The sequence below is a fragment of the Microbacterium sp. Root1433D1 genome (assembly GCF_001426835.1).
In the GTDB taxonomy this organism is placed as follows: domain Bacteria; phylum Actinomycetota; class Actinomycetes; order Actinomycetales; family Microbacteriaceae; genus Microbacterium; species Microbacterium maritypicum.
In genome coordinates, this window is sequence record NZ_LMFN01000002.1 from 124,675 (window position 1) to 140,886 (window position 16,212).

At 69.2% G+C, this 16,212-nt stretch carries 17 protein-coding genes; 12 read left to right on the forward strand and 5 right to left on the reverse strand.

Translation table 11 applies throughout. From position 1 onward, the window contains the following. Nucleotides 1-71 precede the first annotated feature (71 nt). From ASD13_RS17485 to ASD13_RS06495, 3 genes are all read left to right on the forward strand, one after another. Nucleotides 72-716, forward strand: a complete 645-nt coding sequence (locus ASD13_RS17485) for a TetR/AcrR family transcriptional regulator C-terminal domain-containing protein (protein ID WP_055867253.1) — start codon at nt 72-74, stop codon at nt 714-716. Nucleotides 717-749: 33 nt separating this feature from the next. Then, on the forward strand, nt 750-1,124 hold the full coding sequence (locus ASD13_RS06490; RefSeq protein ID WP_055867256.1) for a DUF2255 family protein: 375 nt from the start codon (nt 750-752) through the stop codon (nt 1,122-1,124). A 318-nt stretch (nt 1,125-1,442) separates the two neighbouring features. Continuing rightward, nucleotides 1,443-1,826 carry a hypothetical protein gene (locus ASD13_RS06495; RefSeq protein WP_055867259.1) on the forward strand — a complete coding sequence of 128 codons (384 nt, stop codon included), beginning with the start codon at nt 1,443-1,445 and terminating at the stop codon, nt 1,824-1,826. Nucleotides 1,827-1,840: 14 nt separating this feature from the next. On the opposite strand, the gene ASD13_RS06500 is transcribed toward ASD13_RS06495, so the two are convergent. From ASD13_RS06500 to ASD13_RS06510, 3 genes are read right to left on the reverse strand one after another with little or no spacing between them, the layout of a single operon-like run. Further along, on the reverse strand, nt 1,841-5,308 hold the full coding sequence (locus ASD13_RS06500; RefSeq protein WP_055867263.1) for an error-prone DNA polymerase: 3,468 nt from the start codon (nt 5,306-5,308) through the stop codon (nt 1,841-1,843). Next, the gene (locus ASD13_RS06505) at nt 5,308-6,846 is read right to left on the reverse strand and encodes a DNA polymerase Y family protein (protein WP_055867266.1); all 1,539 of its coding nucleotides are present in this window, start codon (nt 6,844-6,846) and stop codon (nt 5,308-5,310) included. The genes ASD13_RS06500 and ASD13_RS06505 overlap by 1 nt, the downstream gene beginning before the upstream one ends. Then, the gene (locus tag ASD13_RS06510; RefSeq protein WP_055867270.1) at nt 6,843-7,631 is read right to left on the reverse strand and encodes a hypothetical protein; all 789 of its coding nucleotides are present in this window, start codon (nt 7,629-7,631) and stop codon (nt 6,843-6,845) included. The genes ASD13_RS06505 and ASD13_RS06510 overlap by 4 nt, the downstream gene beginning before the upstream one ends. A 126-nt stretch (nt 7,632-7,757) precedes the next feature. On the opposite strand from ASD13_RS06510, the gene ASD13_RS06515 reads away from it, so the two are divergent. The 6 genes from ASD13_RS06515 (at nt 7,758) to ASD13_RS06540 (ending at nt 12,150) form a co-directional block, all read left to right on the forward strand. Further along, nucleotides 7,758-8,228, forward strand: a complete 471-nt coding sequence (locus tag ASD13_RS06515) for a prepilin peptidase (protein ID WP_055867274.1) — start codon at nt 7,758-7,760, stop codon at nt 8,226-8,228. Between the two features lie 49 nt (nt 8,229-8,277). Further along, nucleotides 8,278-8,490: a hypothetical protein gene (locus ASD13_RS06520; RefSeq protein WP_017830198.1), complete on the forward strand. Its 213-nt coding sequence runs from the start codon at nt 8,278-8,280 to the stop codon at nt 8,488-8,490. Then, nucleotides 8,483-9,097, forward strand: coding sequence for a CYTH domain-containing protein (locus ASD13_RS06525; RefSeq protein ID WP_055867277.1), 615 nt, complete (start codon nt 8,483-8,485; stop codon nt 9,095-9,097). The genes ASD13_RS06520 and ASD13_RS06525 overlap by 8 nt, the downstream gene beginning before the upstream one ends. A 62-nt stretch (nt 9,098-9,159) precedes the next feature. Next, complete coding sequence (locus ASD13_RS06530) at nt 9,160-10,320, forward strand: type III polyketide synthase (RefSeq protein WP_235562484.1); 1,161 nt, start codon at nt 9,160-9,162, stop codon at nt 10,318-10,320. Further along, complete coding sequence (locus ASD13_RS06535) at nt 10,317-11,042, forward strand: methyltransferase domain-containing protein (protein ID WP_055867285.1); 726 nt, start codon at nt 10,317-10,319, stop codon at nt 11,040-11,042. The genes ASD13_RS06530 and ASD13_RS06535 overlap by 4 nt, the downstream gene beginning before the upstream one ends. Continuing rightward, nucleotides 11,029-12,150 carry an FAD-dependent oxidoreductase gene (locus ASD13_RS06540; RefSeq protein WP_055867288.1) on the forward strand — a complete coding sequence of 374 codons (1,122 nt, stop codon included), beginning with the start codon at nt 11,029-11,031 and terminating at the stop codon, nt 12,148-12,150. The genes ASD13_RS06535 and ASD13_RS06540 overlap by 14 nt, the downstream gene beginning before the upstream one ends. A 66-nt stretch (nt 12,151-12,216) precedes the next feature. Here the strand turns inward: ASD13_RS06540 and lpdA are convergent, their stop codons facing one another. Then, nucleotides 12,217-13,614, reverse strand: a complete 1,398-nt coding sequence (gene lpdA, locus ASD13_RS06545) for a dihydrolipoyl dehydrogenase (protein ID WP_017830203.1) — start codon at nt 13,612-13,614, stop codon at nt 12,217-12,219. A 9-nt stretch (nt 13,615-13,623) separates the two neighbouring features. Further along, nucleotides 13,624-14,271: a copper resistance CopC family protein gene (locus ASD13_RS06550; protein WP_055867292.1), complete on the reverse strand. Its 648-nt coding sequence runs from the start codon at nt 14,269-14,271 to the stop codon at nt 13,624-13,626. Nucleotides 14,272-14,371: 100 nt separating this feature from the next. On the opposite strand from ASD13_RS06550, the gene ASD13_RS06555 reads away from it, so the two are divergent. The 3 genes from ASD13_RS06555 (at nt 14,372) to ASD13_RS06565 (ending at nt 16,189) form a co-directional block, all read left to right on the forward strand. Continuing rightward, nucleotides 14,372-14,857, forward strand: a complete 486-nt coding sequence (locus ASD13_RS06555; protein ID WP_017830205.1) for an FHA domain-containing protein — start codon at nt 14,372-14,374, stop codon at nt 14,855-14,857. Next, complete coding sequence (gene ftsR / locus ASD13_RS06560) at nt 14,857-15,543, forward strand: transcriptional regulator FtsR (protein WP_055867295.1); 687 nt, start codon at nt 14,857-14,859, stop codon at nt 15,541-15,543. The genes ASD13_RS06555 and ftsR overlap by 1 nt, the downstream gene beginning before the upstream one ends. A 100-nt stretch (nt 15,544-15,643) precedes the next feature. Then, a complete protein-coding gene (locus ASD13_RS06565) occupies nt 15,644-16,189 on the forward strand; it encodes a MerR family transcriptional regulator (RefSeq protein WP_055867298.1) in 546 nt (181 codons plus the stop codon). Nucleotides 16,190-16,212: the final 23 nt, after the last annotated feature.

Genomic DNA, 16,212 nt, shown 5'->3' on the forward strand with positions numbered 1-16,212 from the left:
TATGCACAGGAGAGGGTTTCCGCGGAACCCCGAATTTCACGATCCGGTCATCCGGAGAAAGCGAGCTTCCGATGCCGAGGCCCTCCTCACCGCTTCTATCCCCGGAGATCATCGGCTCCGCGGGCCTCGCGCTGGCCAGAGCAGGCGAGCCGTTCGGGGTCAACGCCATCGCTCGCGAGCTCGGGGTGCGGCCGTCGTCGCTCTACAACCATGTCGACGGCATGGAGGGGATCCTCGAACTCATGCGCGGACAGCTCATGGAGGGCTACCGCATCCAATGGCAGGGGGAGCGCTGGGAGGAGTTCGTGCTCACCGTGCTGCGCACCCAGCGTCGGATGTACGCGGATCATCCGCAGCTCGTGCCGCTGCTCGTGGGCAAGACGATCACGCACCCGGCGGTCATCGCCGCATACGACGACCTCGCCTCCGTGCTCGTCGACGGAGGATTCCCCGATGACGAGGTGCTCTCGGTCATCGCGGTGATCGACGCCTTCGCGATCGGATTCGGTCTCGATCTTGCATCTCCCGACGAGGTCTGGCAGCCCGGCGGGCCGACCCGCACGCTCGGTCGCCTCATCGACGGCGCGGAACGGGGGACCGCCCGGTCGGATCGCACGTTCGAACTCGGCGTCGGTCTTCTCCTCGATTCGCTGCGCATGCGTCTCGTCGATGCCCCACCCGCGGTCGATCGTGAGGCCGGGCGCGATCTGACGTAGCATGCACTCTGCCGTATCGACAGAGGAGGACTCATGACGACCTGGAACACTGAGGAGCTCGCGCGCATCGCCGAGCCGGAGATGTTCGATCTCTCCGCGCAGCTCGAAGACGGGACGACGCCGAAGACGGTGGGGATCTGGGCGGTCGCCGTCGACGGGCGACTCTTCGTCCGCTCCTACACGGGGCTCGAGGGAAAGTGGTATGCCCCGGCTCTCGCCAGTCTGCGAGGCCGCGTCTCGGCGGGCGGCGTCACCAAGGACGTCCGCTTCGAACGGATCACCGACGAGGCGATCAACTCCGCGATCGATGCCGAGTATCTCCGCAAGTACACGCCCAGCCCGTACGCTCCCGAGATGGGTCAGGAGCCGGTGCGGTCCAACACGCTCGAGGTCATCCCGCTCGACTGAATCGGAACTCTGCTCGACAGGGCTCTGCTCGGCGGGTCGTGGCCCGACAGGCCCACCGGGGAGAATGGCCCTCTCGATGACCCGCCCCAGACGGTGCCGTCGAGAGGGCTCACCGCCCTTCCCGGACGGTAGGGGAGGCGGCGAAGATCTCGCTGCGCTCACGGCTGATTCCCCAGTCCATCAGCCTCGTAGCCCCCGCTACCCGAGCAGAATATCGCTTAATCCTCTTGTCCGCCATTTGGGGGACAAAGAAATCTACGAATGTTACTCGCGTGGACGCCCTGTTGTCTTCCTGGCGGGCGTGCCTAGGGTGGACTCATGGACAGACTGCTCGTGCTCTCCGCTCAGGTCGCCATCGCTCACGGCCACCGCATCGAGGTGACGGAGCAGGCCGATCCGCTCACCGATGAACCGGTGGTCCTCACCCTCGTCGACCTCGACACGGGGATCCGCTACCGACGTGCAGAAGACCCGAGCGGCGACTTCTCCCGCTGGATCGGGCGAGTCCTGCGGTGCACCGTGACGATGGGGGACGCAGGCGCGCACACCACGCTGCTCGTCGATCCCCTCGGGCCCGGCCCGACCGGCGCCAAGGTCGCTCTGCGCGAAGCCGACGCGGCTGCCGATGCTGCGAAGGCCGAAGCCGACAGATGGGGTGGAGTCGACCGTCCTCCGATGGAGGAGTCAGAGCGCTTCTGGTGAGTCGTGGGTCCTCCTCAACGGAAGTCCCTGGAGCGGTGCGTGAGACCAGTGCGCAGGTCTTCGAAGCCATCGGCGAGCACATTGATCACGCCCTCGGCGGATCGCTCCAGGATGCCGCGGATGATGAGCGCCGGTGAATCCCTGGCGACGCGGCGGTAGCGGTTCCACACCCCGGCGGAGCAGACGATGTTCACCAGGCCGCTCTCGTCCTCGAGGTTCACGAAGGTGATCCCGGCGGCCGTCGCCGGTCGCTGACGATGGGTGACGAGACCGGCGACCTCGATGCGTCGACCCACCTCGTGCCCGCGCAGGTCGACTGCCGTCAGCACGCCGCGGGCGCGCAGCTGTTCGCGGAAGTGCGCCATCGGATGATCGTCGGTCGACACACCGGTCGCCCACAGGTCGGCGGAGAGGCGCTCGTAGCTGGTCTGGTCGGCGAACAGCGGAGGCTGCACGGCGACCGTCGTCCCCGGCAGGAACCGGGAGCGGTCGTCTGCCGCCGCGCCGGCCAGCCAGATGGCCTCGCGACGCTCCAGGCCCAGACACTCGAAAGCGCCGGCGGTGGCCAGAGCCTCCACGTGTGCGGCGGTGGCATCCGTTCGCCGCACCAGGTCGTTCAGATCCCGGTACCGGCCGTTCGCGTCGCGTTCGGCGACGATCCTCTCCGCCATCGGCACACCGATCCCACGGATGCCGCTGAGCCCCAGCCGTACCGCGGAGTTCCCGTCCCTGCGGTGCGCGGCCGATTCGTCCGGCGAATCCCGATCGAAGCGGAGCGCGGGCGGCTGCAGGTCGGCGGTGCACCCGTCCCGACCCGTCGGCCTTCGCGGGGCGCCGTCGACGAGCGGCTCCAGGGTCTCCGTCGCCCCCGAGACGTGCAGATCGGGACGTCGGACCTCGACCCCATGCCGCCGCGCATCCGCGGTGAGGGTCGCTGCGGAATAGAAGCCCATCGGTTGTGAGCGCAGGAGGCCGGCGAGGAACGCTGCGGGGTAGTGCAGCTTCACCCAGGAGCTGGCGTAGACGAGGAGAGCGAACGACAGGGAGTGCGATTCGGCGAATCCGAAATTGGAGAATGCCTGGATCTGCGCGTAGATGCGATCGGCGGCCTCATCCACCAGGCCCCGCCTGGCCATCCCCGCGTACAGCTTGTCCCTGACCTTCTCGATCTTCTCCAGGCCGCGTTTGGATCCCATGGCACGACGCAGCAGGTCGGCCTCATCGGCCGTGCAATCGCCGATCGCCGTCGCCATCTGGATGAGCTGCTCCTGGAAGATCGGAATGCCCAGCGTGCGCTTGAGGATGTCCTCCAGATCGCTGTGCGGGTAGGGGATCGCGAACTCCACCGGCGCCTCGCCGCGAGTCGCCCGTTCCCGGTTCTCCTCGTCGATGCGGTCCTTGGCCATCTTCCGCCGCACGAACGGATGCACCGCGCCGCCCTGGATGGGGCCGGGGCGGATGAGGGCGATCTGGATGGCGAGGTCGTAGAAGGCCCGGGGCTGCAAGCGGGGGAGCAGCCCGATCTGCGCGCGCGACTCCACCTGGAACACCCCGATCGAATCCGCACGGCAGAGCATGTCGTAGACCGCGGGCTCCTCCTTGGGGATGGTCTCGAGCGTCCACTCCTCGCCCGTGCTCTCCCGGATCAGATCGAAGCAGTGCTGAAGGGCGGCGAGCATCCCGAGCCCCAGCAGATCGAACTTCACCAGGCCCATGAAGGCCGAGTCGTCCTTGTCCCATTGGATGACCGTGCGGTTCTCCATACGGGCGTGCTCCACAGGCACGACCTCGCCGACGGGACGGGCGGTGAGCACCATGCCGCCGGAGTGGATGCCGAGATGCCGGGGGGCCTTCAACAGCTCACCGGCATAGGCGAGCACCTTCTCGGGGATGTCGTGCCCCTCGACGGGTTCCAGTCCGGCGCCCCAGCCATCGACCTGACGGGACCAGGCGTCCTGCTGACCGGGGGAGTGGCCGAGCGCTCTTGCCATGTCGCGCACCGCGTTCTTCGGGCGGTACTGGATGACGTTGGCCACCTGGGCCGCACGTTCCCTGCCGTACTCGGCATACACCCACTGGATGATCTCCTCGCGGCGATCGGAGTCGAAGTCGACGTCGATGTCGGGCTCCTCGGTCCGCGTGGTCGCGAGGAACCTCTCGAACGGCAGGCGGTAGAGGATCGGGTCGACCGCGGTGATCCCCAGCAGGTAGCAGACCGCGCTCGCCGCAGCCGACCCCCGCCCCTGGCAGAGGATGCCGCGTCTGCGCGCCTCGGTGACGATGCCGTGCACGATGAGGAAGTACCCGGGGAAGTCCTTCTCCTCGATCACGTCGAGCTCGCGGGCGATCCGGTGGCGACCGTCGTCGTCCATTCGCGGGTACTTCGACGGCACGGCCTCCCAGACCAGGTGGCGCAGCCACGTCATCGGTGTGTGCCCCGCCGGCACCTTCTGCTGAGGCAGTGCCGGTCGCGCCAGGCGCAAGGGGAAGGCGGATGCCGCGGCCAGCTCGAGCCCGTACGAGATCGCTCCGGGGTGGCGTGAGAAGCGCGCCGACATCTCGGCACCGCTGCGCAGATGCGCGCCCCCGTGCGCAGGCAGCCAGCCGTCGAGCTCGTCCATGCTGCGCACCGCGCGGACCGCGGCCACGGCTTCGGCGAGCGACGCCTGCGCAGGGGTGGCGTAATGGACGTTGTTGGTCGCGACCATCGGCAGTCGCATCCGACCGGCGAGCTCGGCGAGGGCGTCGTTGCGACGGGTGTCCAGGGGATCACCATGGTCGAAGAGCTCGACGACGACGTGGTCGCTCCCGAACAGATCGACGAGCGACCGCAACGGGGCGCGCGCGTCTCCCGCCTCGAGCCCGCGGCGCACGGCACCTTTGCGGCATCCGGTCAGGATCGTCCAGTGCCCGTCTGCACGCGCGGCGAGATCGTCGAGGTCGTACACCGGGCGTCCCTTCTCACCGCCGCGCAGCTGTGCCGCGGTGATGGCCCCCGAGAGCCGGTGATAGCCCTCCATGCCTCGGGCGAGGACCAGCAGATGCTCGCCGGCGGGGTCGGCGGAGCCTCGTTGCGGCGCGGGCAGATCGAGCGACAGCTCTGCCCCGAACACCGTCTGCAGCGGGCTCTCCATGAGATCAGCCACCTCGGCGAAGCGCGCGGCGCCGTAGAAGCCGTCGTGATCGGTGAGGGCGAGAGCGGTCAGCCCGAGGCGATCGGCCTCGGCGAGGAGGTCTTCGGGGGAGGAGGCACCGTCGAGGAACGAGTACGACGAATGAGCGTGCAGCTCGGCATAGGGGACCGCGCTCTCGGGACGGGGGATGGCGACGGGAGGGGTGCGCTTGCGGCGATGGCTTACCGGCCCTGCATCCGTCCGCTGCCCCCGGGGCTCGGCGGCAGGAGGAGGCGACGGGGGTGACTCCTCGCCACTGAGGGTGCGCTCCAGGTCGTTCCAGGACAGGGGCGGATTGTGCCAGCCCATCAGCGATACCTCCCCTCGGCCCACCAGCGCTCGCCGGTGTGGAAGACCAGCCACGCGCGGTCGTGGGCGTCGATGATCTGGAGGCGATGCCCTCGCTTCCCGCCGCCGGAGGTCCAGCGCCTCTCATGCACCGGCCAGGGTCCGGCCCAGGCCTGTACGGCGGCCCCGTCGATGCGGGCGGGCTCGCCCGAGAGAGCCCCGCGCTCATCGACGCTGATGGTGCTCTCATCCGCGGCGAGCACCCCGATGGGGCGCGGGGGCAGGAACACCTCGGCGGGCAGCGGGTCGGGAAGGCTCCCCGGCCATGGGGATCCGGGGTCGCGCGGGGGTACCGTGCGCTCTCCCCAGGGCGTGAGCACCTGGCGATCGGCGAGCCAGCGGCCGCCCGCCACAGCGGCTGTGACCACGCCCTGGTGACCGAGCATGGTCTGCACGCGCGAGACCGCATGGTGCAGGCGTTCATCGGTGCCGGATCCGAAGAGGCCGGGCTGGTGGTGCGCGGCATCGTCGACGGCGGCCGGGACGATGCGCACCGCCACGATGCCGCCGAACGCTCGTGCCTCGTCGACCGGATCCTTCGCGGACTGCGCGGCCAGCGCCTCCAACTGCCAGCGCACCCGGTCGACGAGGTCGGAGGCGTCGAAGCAGGTCGGATGCAGCCAGGACCGCGAGAAGACCGCCCCGTTGTCGTCGGTCAGGTCGATCCGCACCTCTGTGCAGACGAGCGAGGCGTCACCGAGAGCGAGCAGCACCGCATCCGCCGTCTGACGCACAGCGAACGCCACCTGATCGGTTCCGCCCAGCGGGGAGTCGAACTCGATGCTGCGCACCAGCTCAGGGTCGGGAGGGCGCGGTGTCAGCGGCCGGGAGTCGGCGCCGGCGGCGAGTGCCTGCAGGCGCGCACCGTGCTCGCCGAAACGATCGCGCACATCGAGTGGTGCGAGGGCGGTGAACTCGCCGAGAGTGCGCACTCCGAGCCGCACGAGGAGGCCGGTGACCTGCTCGTCGCGCAGCACCTGCACGGGGTACGGCGCCAGGAACTCCCGTGAGCCCCCTGGCGGCACGACCGTGCAGGGCACGGGGCCCCGTGCGGCGATCTCGGCCGTGAACGGGCCATCGGCCACACCCACGCGCACCTCGGGGAAGCCGGCCTCCGTCAGGACGGCGGTGAGTGCTTCCGCGGCCTCCGCCTCTCCTCCGTGATAGCGGGAGATGCCCCTGGCGCGGAGGATCGCGAGCCCGGGGCGCAGCAGCGTGACCCCGGGGGCGTGCTTCTCGATCAGGTGCAGCACCGGCAGGAAGGCGCGTTCGTCTCGATCGGGGTCGTGGGAGAGCACACGCAGCGAGGAGAGGTGGCCCTGCGCGACCCGGCGGCGCTGACCGGTGCGCACACCATGCTCTCTGGCGGAGGCGGTGCAGGCGACGATCGTGTTGGCCTGCACCAGGGCGGTGGGCGGATGCGGGGGCGCGCTGCCGAGGACGGCCCGCATCGGCCAATCCGGGAACCACAGCACGAGCACGCGGAGCGGGCTGCTCATCCGGCTTCCGCCCATCGCAGGAGCTCCGGTGGTGCGGATTCGCGTGAGGCGACGGACTCCGCCGGTCGTGCGGGCAGTGCAGCGAGCTCGACCCCGATGGCCTCGACGGCCCCGTGTCCTCCCGGCAGCTGCACCCGCACGCTCGACGGGCGGGGGCTGTGCCGCGTCTGCGCCGTCACCGTCACCGTGCAGTCGGAGAGCAGCCCCCAGCCGGCGCCGAGGCCGTGCCAGTGCGGATCGTGCAGGCGTATCGTCCCCTCGCTCTGCGGCCAGCGTTCGGTGACGGGAGACTCGGTGACCAGGAGCGTGCACCCGCGGTCGCGCAGGCGCGCGCTCAGCCGAGCGACATCCGCGTCTCGCGCGCGGGCGCCGGGGGCCACGACGATCAGGGGCACGACCTCGGCCAGGGCGGAGGTCGCCGCCAACCAGCGGTCTCCGGGGGTGGGGACGAGGATCAGGCGTGCGAGGTCGATGCCGAAAGCGGCGGCGGCTTCGACGCCGAGGGTCGGCATGCCCACCACGGCGCACCACAGCCCCTTCTGCGATGCGGCGCTGAGCAGTGCGAGGACGAGGCTCGGCGAGGGGGAGACGGTGTAGGAGGTGCCGGTCTGCAGTCCCTCCTCCGGAAGGAGCGCGGCGAAGGCGGGGTCGAGGGGGAGCAGCGCATGTTCGCTGCGCCGTCGTTGCATCCGGTTGATCTCGCGACGCAGGCGCAGCACTTCTCCCGCGCGGGAGTCGCCCGCCGGAGAGAGCGAGGCGATTGCATCGAGCCCGATCACCTGCATCCTTTCTCGAAGATATATTCTAATATAACAACCCGTGTGAATGACGATAGTTCGTACATCGGACATCGGCCAGGGGTTCTCCACAGGGAGTCGGAGCGAGGTCCGCCGATCTCCTAACCTGCGGGGATGGACATCCGGCTCGCCCTCATCGCCCTCGTGCACGCCGCACTGATCGGCGTCGGCGCGTGGCTCATCGTGATCGACGCCCGCACGCATCGCCTCCCGAACAGGATCGTGCTGCCGACGCTCGGCTGCCTGCTCGCGCTCGTCGCCGTCGACGCCCTGGCCACGGGGCAGGGGGCACCGCTCGTTCGTGCCCTGCTGGGAATGGTGATCCTCGGGAGCTTCTATGCGGTGCTGCGGGCGCTCAGCCGTGCAGGGATGGGAGGCGGAGACGTGAAGCTCGCCGCCGTCATCGGGCTGGTGCTGGCCTGGCACGGCTGGCAGGCACTCGCGATCGGGGCGGCCGCGGCCTTCGTGCTGGGAGCGCTCTACGCGCTCGTGCTCATCCTGCTGCGGAGAGCGAACGGCTCCACCCGCATCGCCTTCGGTCCCTGGATGATCGCCGGCGCCCTTCTCGGTGTCGTCCTCGGTTGATTCCGTCTGCCTCGCACCGATACCGCGACGACGGCGCTACCCTGAGCACATGGCACTCGCACGACTTCACGGCGGCCCGCTCGACGGGCAGATCATCCCCCTCGGCGACGCGGACGACAAGCTGATCGTTCCCTACAGCGAGACGCAGGTGGTGTACAACCGCCGCGGCGAGCCGCAGAACACCGGCCCCGCCGACGGCCCCACGGAGATCGACTACTGGTTTGAAGAGTCTCTCGAGGACCTCACGCTCGACGATGACTGAGCCCTCCCGCACGGTCGAGGTCGAGCGCAAGTACGACGTCGATCCGGAGACCCCGTTGCCGCGATGGGAGGCGCTCCCGGGCGTCGACACGGTCAGCCCCGGTGTGCTGCGCACGCTGGACGCCCAGTACTTCGACACCGCTGACGGCACGCTCTCGCGCGCCGGCGTGGCATTGCGTCGTCGCACCGGCGGGCCCGACGAGGGCTGGCATGTGAAAGGTCCCCGACAGGGAGACGGTCGACTCGAGCTCGGCTGGCCTCTAGGGGAGGGCGACGCGCTCCCCTCTGCGGTCGCCACGACCGTGTCGGAGTGGACGAGCGCACCGCTCACCCCACTCGCCCGCATCGAGAACGACCGCACCGCCTATCTGCTCACCGGCCCGGACGGCGTCGTCGCCGAGTTCGTCGACGACCGGGTGCGAGCGAGCGACCTGCGCCAGAACGTGAAACGCGAATGGCGTGAGTGGGAGATGGAGCTGGGGCCCGCGGCGCCGGCTGATGAGGCGGGACGCACCGCGTTCTTCGCGGCGGTGGAGCAGGCGGTGCTGGCTGCCGGAGGCCGCGAAGCGGCATCCGACTCCAAGCTCGCCAGGGCGCTCGGCTTCTAGGGCAGACCGCGGTCGCGCGCAACCCCTTCCCCCCGGGCGGTGCGCAGTGCTTGAGTGGCACCATGAGCCGACCGCCTGTGCTTCGATCGCTGCAGACGATCGTCCCCGATACCGTTCTCGTCCAGGATCAGGTGCGTGACGTCTTCGCGCAGCAGCCCGGCCTCGGGCGGCTGGCGCAGCGCATCGTCACGACGTCGTTCAACGTCTCGGGCATCGACACCCGGCACACCGTGATCGACGAGCTGTCGCTGGATTCCGAAGCGACAGACCCCGTGTTCTTCGACCGCGGATCGGGGATGCTGCTCGCCCCCGGCACCAAGGCGCGCAACGACTTCTACGCCCGAGAGGCCACGAAGCTCTTCGTCGAGGCCGCCCGGCGGGCGATCGACTCCGACCCTGACCTCGAGCCGGCCGATGTGACCCACGTCATCACGGTCTCCTGCACCGGGTTCCATGCCCCGGGGCCGGAGTACGAGATCGTGCGTGCGCTCGGGCTGTCCGACGCGGTGCAGCGTTTCCACCTCGGCTTCATGGGTTGCTACGCCTCGATGCCTGCGCTCCGGGCGGCGAGTCAGTTCTGCGCCGCGGATGAGAACGCCGTGGTCCTGGTCGTGAGCGTCGAGCTGTGCACTCTGCACCTGCGTTCCTCGGAGAATCCCGACACGATCGTCGCGTCGTCCCTGTTCGCCGACGGTGCGGCCGCCGGGATCGTCACCGCGCGCGATCTCCCGTCCGCGTCGACCGGGTTGCGCCTTGACCGCTTCCACACCGCCATCGCGCCGGAGGGGGAGAAGGACATGGCCTGGACGATCGGCGACACCGGTTTCGAGATGATCCTCTCCACGGCCGTCCCGCAGATCATCGGAGAGACGATCATCGGTGCGCTCCGGCCGTTGTACGGCGCCGAGGAGGGTCTCGGCGAGGCCTTCGAGGCCGGAAGCGTGGGGGATGCGGTCCAGCACTGGGCCATCCATCCCGGCGGGCGGAGCATCCTCGACAAGGTGCAGGAGCGACTACGCCTCAGCGATGCGCAGCTGCACCCGGCCAGGGACGTGCTGCGGGAGAACGGCAACATGTCCAGTGCGACCGTGCTGTTCGTCCTCAAGCGCATCCTGGAGGTGGAGGGGGCGAGCGACGGCGACCGGGTCTCCGCGATGGCGTTCGGTCCCGGTCTGACGGCGGAGAGCGCGCTGATGACCGTCGTCGCCTCGCCCGGGTCATGAGGCCGGACCTCACGACGCGGGACGCCGAGGCTCGCGAGCTGATGGACGATCCGCACGCCGACGCACGGATGCTGGCGCGGACCTACGGACGGTTCGGGTTCGTGAACGCCCTGGTCTCCCGGCCGGGGGCCCTGTACCGACGCGACATCCGACCGCGCGCGCAGCGCTCCCGGCCGTTGCGGATCCTCGACGTCGGGGCGGGCGGGGGAGACCTCTGCCGGCTGCTCGCCTGGCGGTTGCGTCAGGACGGTCTCGACGCGGAGATCACCGCTCTCGACGCGGACGAGCGGGCGATCCGCTGGGCGTCGGCGCACGACGGCGGCGCGGGCATCCGGTATCGCCGCGCCCTGACGACCGAACTCGTGGCCGCGGGCGAGACCTACGACGTGGTGCTGTCCAATCACGTGCTGCACCATCTCGATGACGCCGAACTCACGACCGTGCTCAGCGATTCCGTGCAGCTCGTCGCTCCGGGCGGGTTGGTGTCGCATCATGACATCGCACGCAGCCGCACCGCCTACGCGCTGTTCGCCGCGGCCACCTGGACCATCTCGACCACGCTGCTGGCGGACTCGTTCATCCGCGAGGACGGCCTCCTCAGCATCCGCCGCTCGTACACAGCCGCCGAGCTCGCCGCGATCGCCCCTGCCGGGTGGACCGTCCGCGGGGGTGTGCCCTCTCGCCTGGAACTGCGGTGGGAGGGTGATCATGCCCGACCATGACGTGCTGATCGTCGGCGCGGGGCCGGTCGGCCTGCTGCTGGCCTGTCTGCTGGTGCAGGACGGGATGCGGGTCGAGGTCTGCGAACGCCGGACGCACGCCGACGATCGGACCAGGGCCATCGGCATCCACCGCCCGGGGCTCGAAGCGTTGGATACCGCAGGCATCGGCACCGCGGTGCGGGCGGAGGCGCTGCGGCTCGAGGGCGGCGAGGTGCGCAGCCGTCGACGGAGTCTGGCGTCGCTGACCTTCGCCCCTGATCGCCCGGTCCTGATCCTTCCGCAGCCGCGAACGGACGCCCTGCTGCGCGCCCGGCTGCACTCGCTCTCCGCGGACGCATTGATCTGCGGATGCACCGTGCGCAGCATCTGCCAGAGCGCGGATGCCGTGCGGGTCACGGCCGACTCCGCCGAGGGGCCGCACGAGCTCTCGGCCAGCGTCGTCGTCGTCGCGGACGGCGTGCGCAGTCGATTCCGCGACGAGGTGGGTGCCGGGTGGCGCCCCCGCGCGGGACGCGCCTCCTATGCCATGGCAGACGCGGTCGATGCGACACCGGACGCACGTGCCGTGCTGCACTGCGAACCGGAGGGTCTCGTCGAGTCGTTCCCCCTCCCGGGCGGGCGCCGGCGATGGGTGGTGCGGGATACGGGGAGCGGTGTCCTCGGCAGCATCGAGGACTTCCGGGCGGCGATCCAGATGCGCACGGGAATCGACCTCGAACTCGCGCCCGACCTGAAACCCGCGTCGTTCGTCGCCGCGCAGCACACGGCGACGAGGCTGCATCGGGGGAGGATCGTGCTCCTCGGCGACGCCGCGCACGAGGTCAGCCCGATCGGCGGGCAGGGGATGAACCTCGGATGGATGGATGCCGTCCGTCTCGCCGCAGAGCTCGCACGGGTGCTGCCGAGCCGGACCCCCGACTTCTCGGCGTTCGCGCGAGAGGCGCACCGATCGGTGGCGCGGGCGCAGCGCCGCTCGTCGTTCTACATGTCGATGGGTGCTCCGGCATCCGCCACGATCGTGCGCGGCAGGGAACTGCTGATGCGGGCGCTCGGATCCGCGCCGCTGCGCGGGTGGACGGCGGGGCTGCTCACGATGCGCGGTCTCTGACCCACGCTCAGGGACGCACGAAGGCCCGGTCCGCGTATCGCGGACCGGGCCTTCGGGAGGAAGAGATCAGAAGTTGATCATGTGGCCGGCGAGGCCGTGGAAGCCCTCCTGCAGCGCCTCCGACAGCGTCGGGTGCGTGTGCACGTTGCGGGCCAGCTCCAGTGCCGTCAGATCCCACTTCTGAGCCAGCGTCAGCTCGGGCAGGAGCTCCGACACGTCCGGGCCGATCATGTGGGCGCCGATGAGCTCGAGGTGCTCTGCGTCGGCGATCAGCTTGACGAAGCCGACCGGCTCGCCGAGGCCGTGCGCCTTGCCGTTCGCCATGAACGGGAAGGTGGCGACCTTGATCTCGCGCCCCTCGTCCTTGGCCTGCTGCTCGGTGAGACCGAACGACGCGACCTGCGGAGAGCAGAACGTCGCACGCGGCATCATGCGGTAGTCGCCCAGCGTCTGGGTCTCCGCGCCGCCGATCGTCTCGGCAGCGACGACGCCCTGAGCCTCGGCCACGTGGGCGAGCTGCAGCTTGGCGGTCACGTCGCCGATGGCGTAGATGCCCTCGACATTGGTGCGCATGTGGTCGTCGATGTCGATGGCGCCGCGCTCGGTCAGCTTCACTCCGGTGTTCTCGAGGCCGAAGCCCTCGATGTTCGGGGCGAATCCGACCGACATGAGCACCTTGCCGGCCTCGATCGAGCTCTGCTGCCCGTCCTTGCCGGTGTAGGTGACGGTGACGGAGGAGCCGTTGTCGACGACCGACTCGACCTTGGTCGACGTGAGGATGTCGACGCCGTAGTTCTTGTACTGCTTCGTGATCTCCTTCGACACATCGGCGTCCTCGTTGGGCAGCGCACGGTCGAGGAACTCGATGATCGTGACCTTGACGCCGTAGTTCGTCAGGACGTAGGCGAACTCCATGCCGATGGCGCCGGCGCCGACGATGACGATCGACTCGGGCAGCTCACGGGTCATGATCTGCTCTTCGTACGTCACGACGTTCTCGCTGAGCGTGACACCCGGCAGCAGACGGACCTTGGAGCCGGTGGCGATGATGACGTTGTCGAAGGTGACCTCTTCGACCTGGCCGTCGGCCTTGGCGACCGAGATCGCCTTGGGACCGGTGAAGGTGCCGCGACCGTTGTACTCGGTCACCTTGTTCTTCTTCATCAGGAAGTGGATGCCCTTGACACGGCCCTCTGCGACCTCACGGCTGCGGTCGAAGGCCTTGCCGAAGTCGATCGTGAACTCGCCGGAGATACCGAAGAACTCCGCCTTGTGGTTCAGGGTGTGTGCGAGCTCCGCGTTCTTCAGGAGCGCCTTGGAGGGGATGCAGCCGACGTTGAGGCAGACACCGCCCCAGTACTTCTCCTCGATGATGGCGGTGGAGAGACCGAGCTGCGCGCTGCGAACCGCAGCGACGTATCCGCCAGGACCTGCACCAAGGATGACGACGTCGTAGTGTGGCATGCCTTAAGCCTATCGCTCGGAGGACGGGTCGGAATCGGTCGGAGTCGTGCCGCGACGGCGGCTCATGACGATCCAGACGACCACGCCGGCGACGACAAGGACGGCGACGATCGAGACGATCCAGATCGCCGCGGAGGTGCCGGCGGAGTCGTCTGCGTCCGTGCTCGGCGCGCTGGTGACCTCGGGAGCGGCGGTCTGCTCCGCGGTGGGCGCGGCCGTCGTCGGTGCCGCGGTGGGTTCATCCGTGGTCGCTGCGTCGCCGACCGTCACCGTGAAGAAGTACTCGCCCGACGTGGGGTGCCCGTCGCTGGAGACGACCTTCCAGATCACGTGGTAGGCGCCGGCCGGTCCCGATCCCTTCAGCGGCTGGGTGACGATCGCGCCGTCGACGGCCGCCGGGCCGTCGGTGACCTGGTTGCCGTCGGGGTCGGTCACGACCACCTCGGTGGAGCCTTCGCCGCCGATCAGCTTCGCGCTGAAGGTGAGCGTCAGCGTGGCGGGCACGACGTCGACCGACTCATCAGCCGCCGGCGACGACGAGACGAGCGCGTCGTGCGCCGAAGCCGAAACCGGGGAGAGGAGAACGAGAAAGGCGGCGAGCAGTGTCGCGGCGAGGGCGATCGGGGCAGCCGAGCGGCTCAGAGCTTTGGTCTTCACGAGTACAGCCTATGAATCCTCGGTATGGGACCGCTGAGTGTGAAAGCGGCCTCCCGCGAGCGGCTCGGCATCCGTTAGTCTGGACAATCAGGAGGGCACAGTGACTGACAGCGACAGCCGACCGGCCGGAGAAGCCGCGATCCACCGTTCCGGTGAGCAGAGACACGACGTTACGCAGACGTTCGGACATGATTCCGATCTGTCGTTCGTGCCGTTCGGAGTGGAACTCACCGACGTCGAGCAGACGGCGATCGCCGCTCTGCCCGCGGGATCGGCGCTTCTGCTGGTCCGTTCCGGCGCTCTCGCCGGAGCGCGATACCTTCTCGACACCGACGTGACGACCGTCGGCCGTCACCCCGAGGCCGACATCTTCTTCGACGATGTGACGGTCTCGCGTCGTCACGCGGAGATCACTCGCACCGGGTCGACGTTCGAGATCATCGATCAGCGTTCGCTCAACGGCACGTACGTCAACGGTGAGCGCGTCGACCGCAGCGCGCTGGTGGACGGTTCCGAACTCCGTGTCGGCAAGTTCCGACTGAACTTCTTCGCCTCTCCGCACGACCGCCTGGCGGCGAACGCCTGATGGCGGCCTCTCCCGCCCGCGAACGCTCTGCGTCCGCGGGCCTGCTGAGTATCGGCCAGGTGCTCGCACGGCTCACCCCGGAGTTTCCCGACCTGACCTCCAGCAAGCTGCGCTTCCTCGAGGTGCAGGGGATCGTCACCCCGTCTCGCACGGAGTCCGGCTACCGCAAGTTCTCGGCCTCCGACATCGAGCGGCTGCGTCTCGGGCTCACGCTGCAGCGCGACCACTACCTGCCGCTGAGCGTGATCCGCGAACAGCTCGATGAAGCCGACGCCGGCGGGGATGCGACCGCGCTCGTGCCGCCGCCGTCCATCGCTCCGACCCCGCGCCGCTATCGCCGCGACGAGCTCCTGGCTGCTGCCGGAGCCGGGCCCCAGCTTCTCAACGACGCGATCAGCACCGGCGTCATCACCGCTCAGGAGAGCTACCCCGAGGCGACGGTCACGCTGCTGCGCGGTCTCGTCGGACTGGATCGTCACGGCATCGAGCCGCGGCACCTCCGCTCGCTGCGCCAGGGCGCCGAACGCGAGGTCGCCCTCATCGAATCGGCCATGTCCGCGCTGCTGCGCAGGACCGACGCCGCCTCCCGTGCGAAGGCCAGCGAGCTCGCCCCCGAGCTCGCCTCGCGCATCGATGAAGTGCGCTCGCTCTTCGTCAAGGACGCGCTCTCGCGAGTGCTTTCGTAACGAACTGATTGCGACACACCTTCGCCGTCCCACGGATGTGATTGCCGGTGCCCAGGCACTGCTCTACCGTGGAAGATAACCGTTCCAGGGAGGATTTCAGATGAATGCGGATGAGCTCACAGGCGACCCGCGGTTCGTACCCGAACTCCTCTTCACCGACGGTCTTCCCGCGATGGATGATGAGGTCGGATACCGCGGCGCTGTCGCTGCTCGTGCCGCCGGCATCACCTACCGACAGCTGGACTACTGGGCACGCACCGAGCTGGTGGAGCCCACGGTCCGCGGAGCGAGCGGTTCCGGTTCGCAGCGGCTCTACGGCTTCCGGGACATCCTCGTCCTCAAGCTCGTGAAGAGCCTTCTCGACACCGGCATCTCGCTGCAGCAGATACGCACGGCCGTGGACGAGCTCCGCCGCGCCGGCATCCGTGACCTCGCAGGCACCACGCTCATGAGCGATGGAGCCTCGGTCTACCTGTGCACCTCGAACGACGAGGTCATCGACCTCGTCAGCCGTGGTCAGGGAGTGTTCGGCATCGCCGTCGGCAAGGTGCTCCGCGAGGTCGAGTCGACGCTCGTCGCCTTCGATGCGACCGCTCCCGACCCCGTCGACGAACTGTCGGCGCGTCGCACCAAGCGCACCGCCTGACCTCTCGCGTCATACAGAAAACG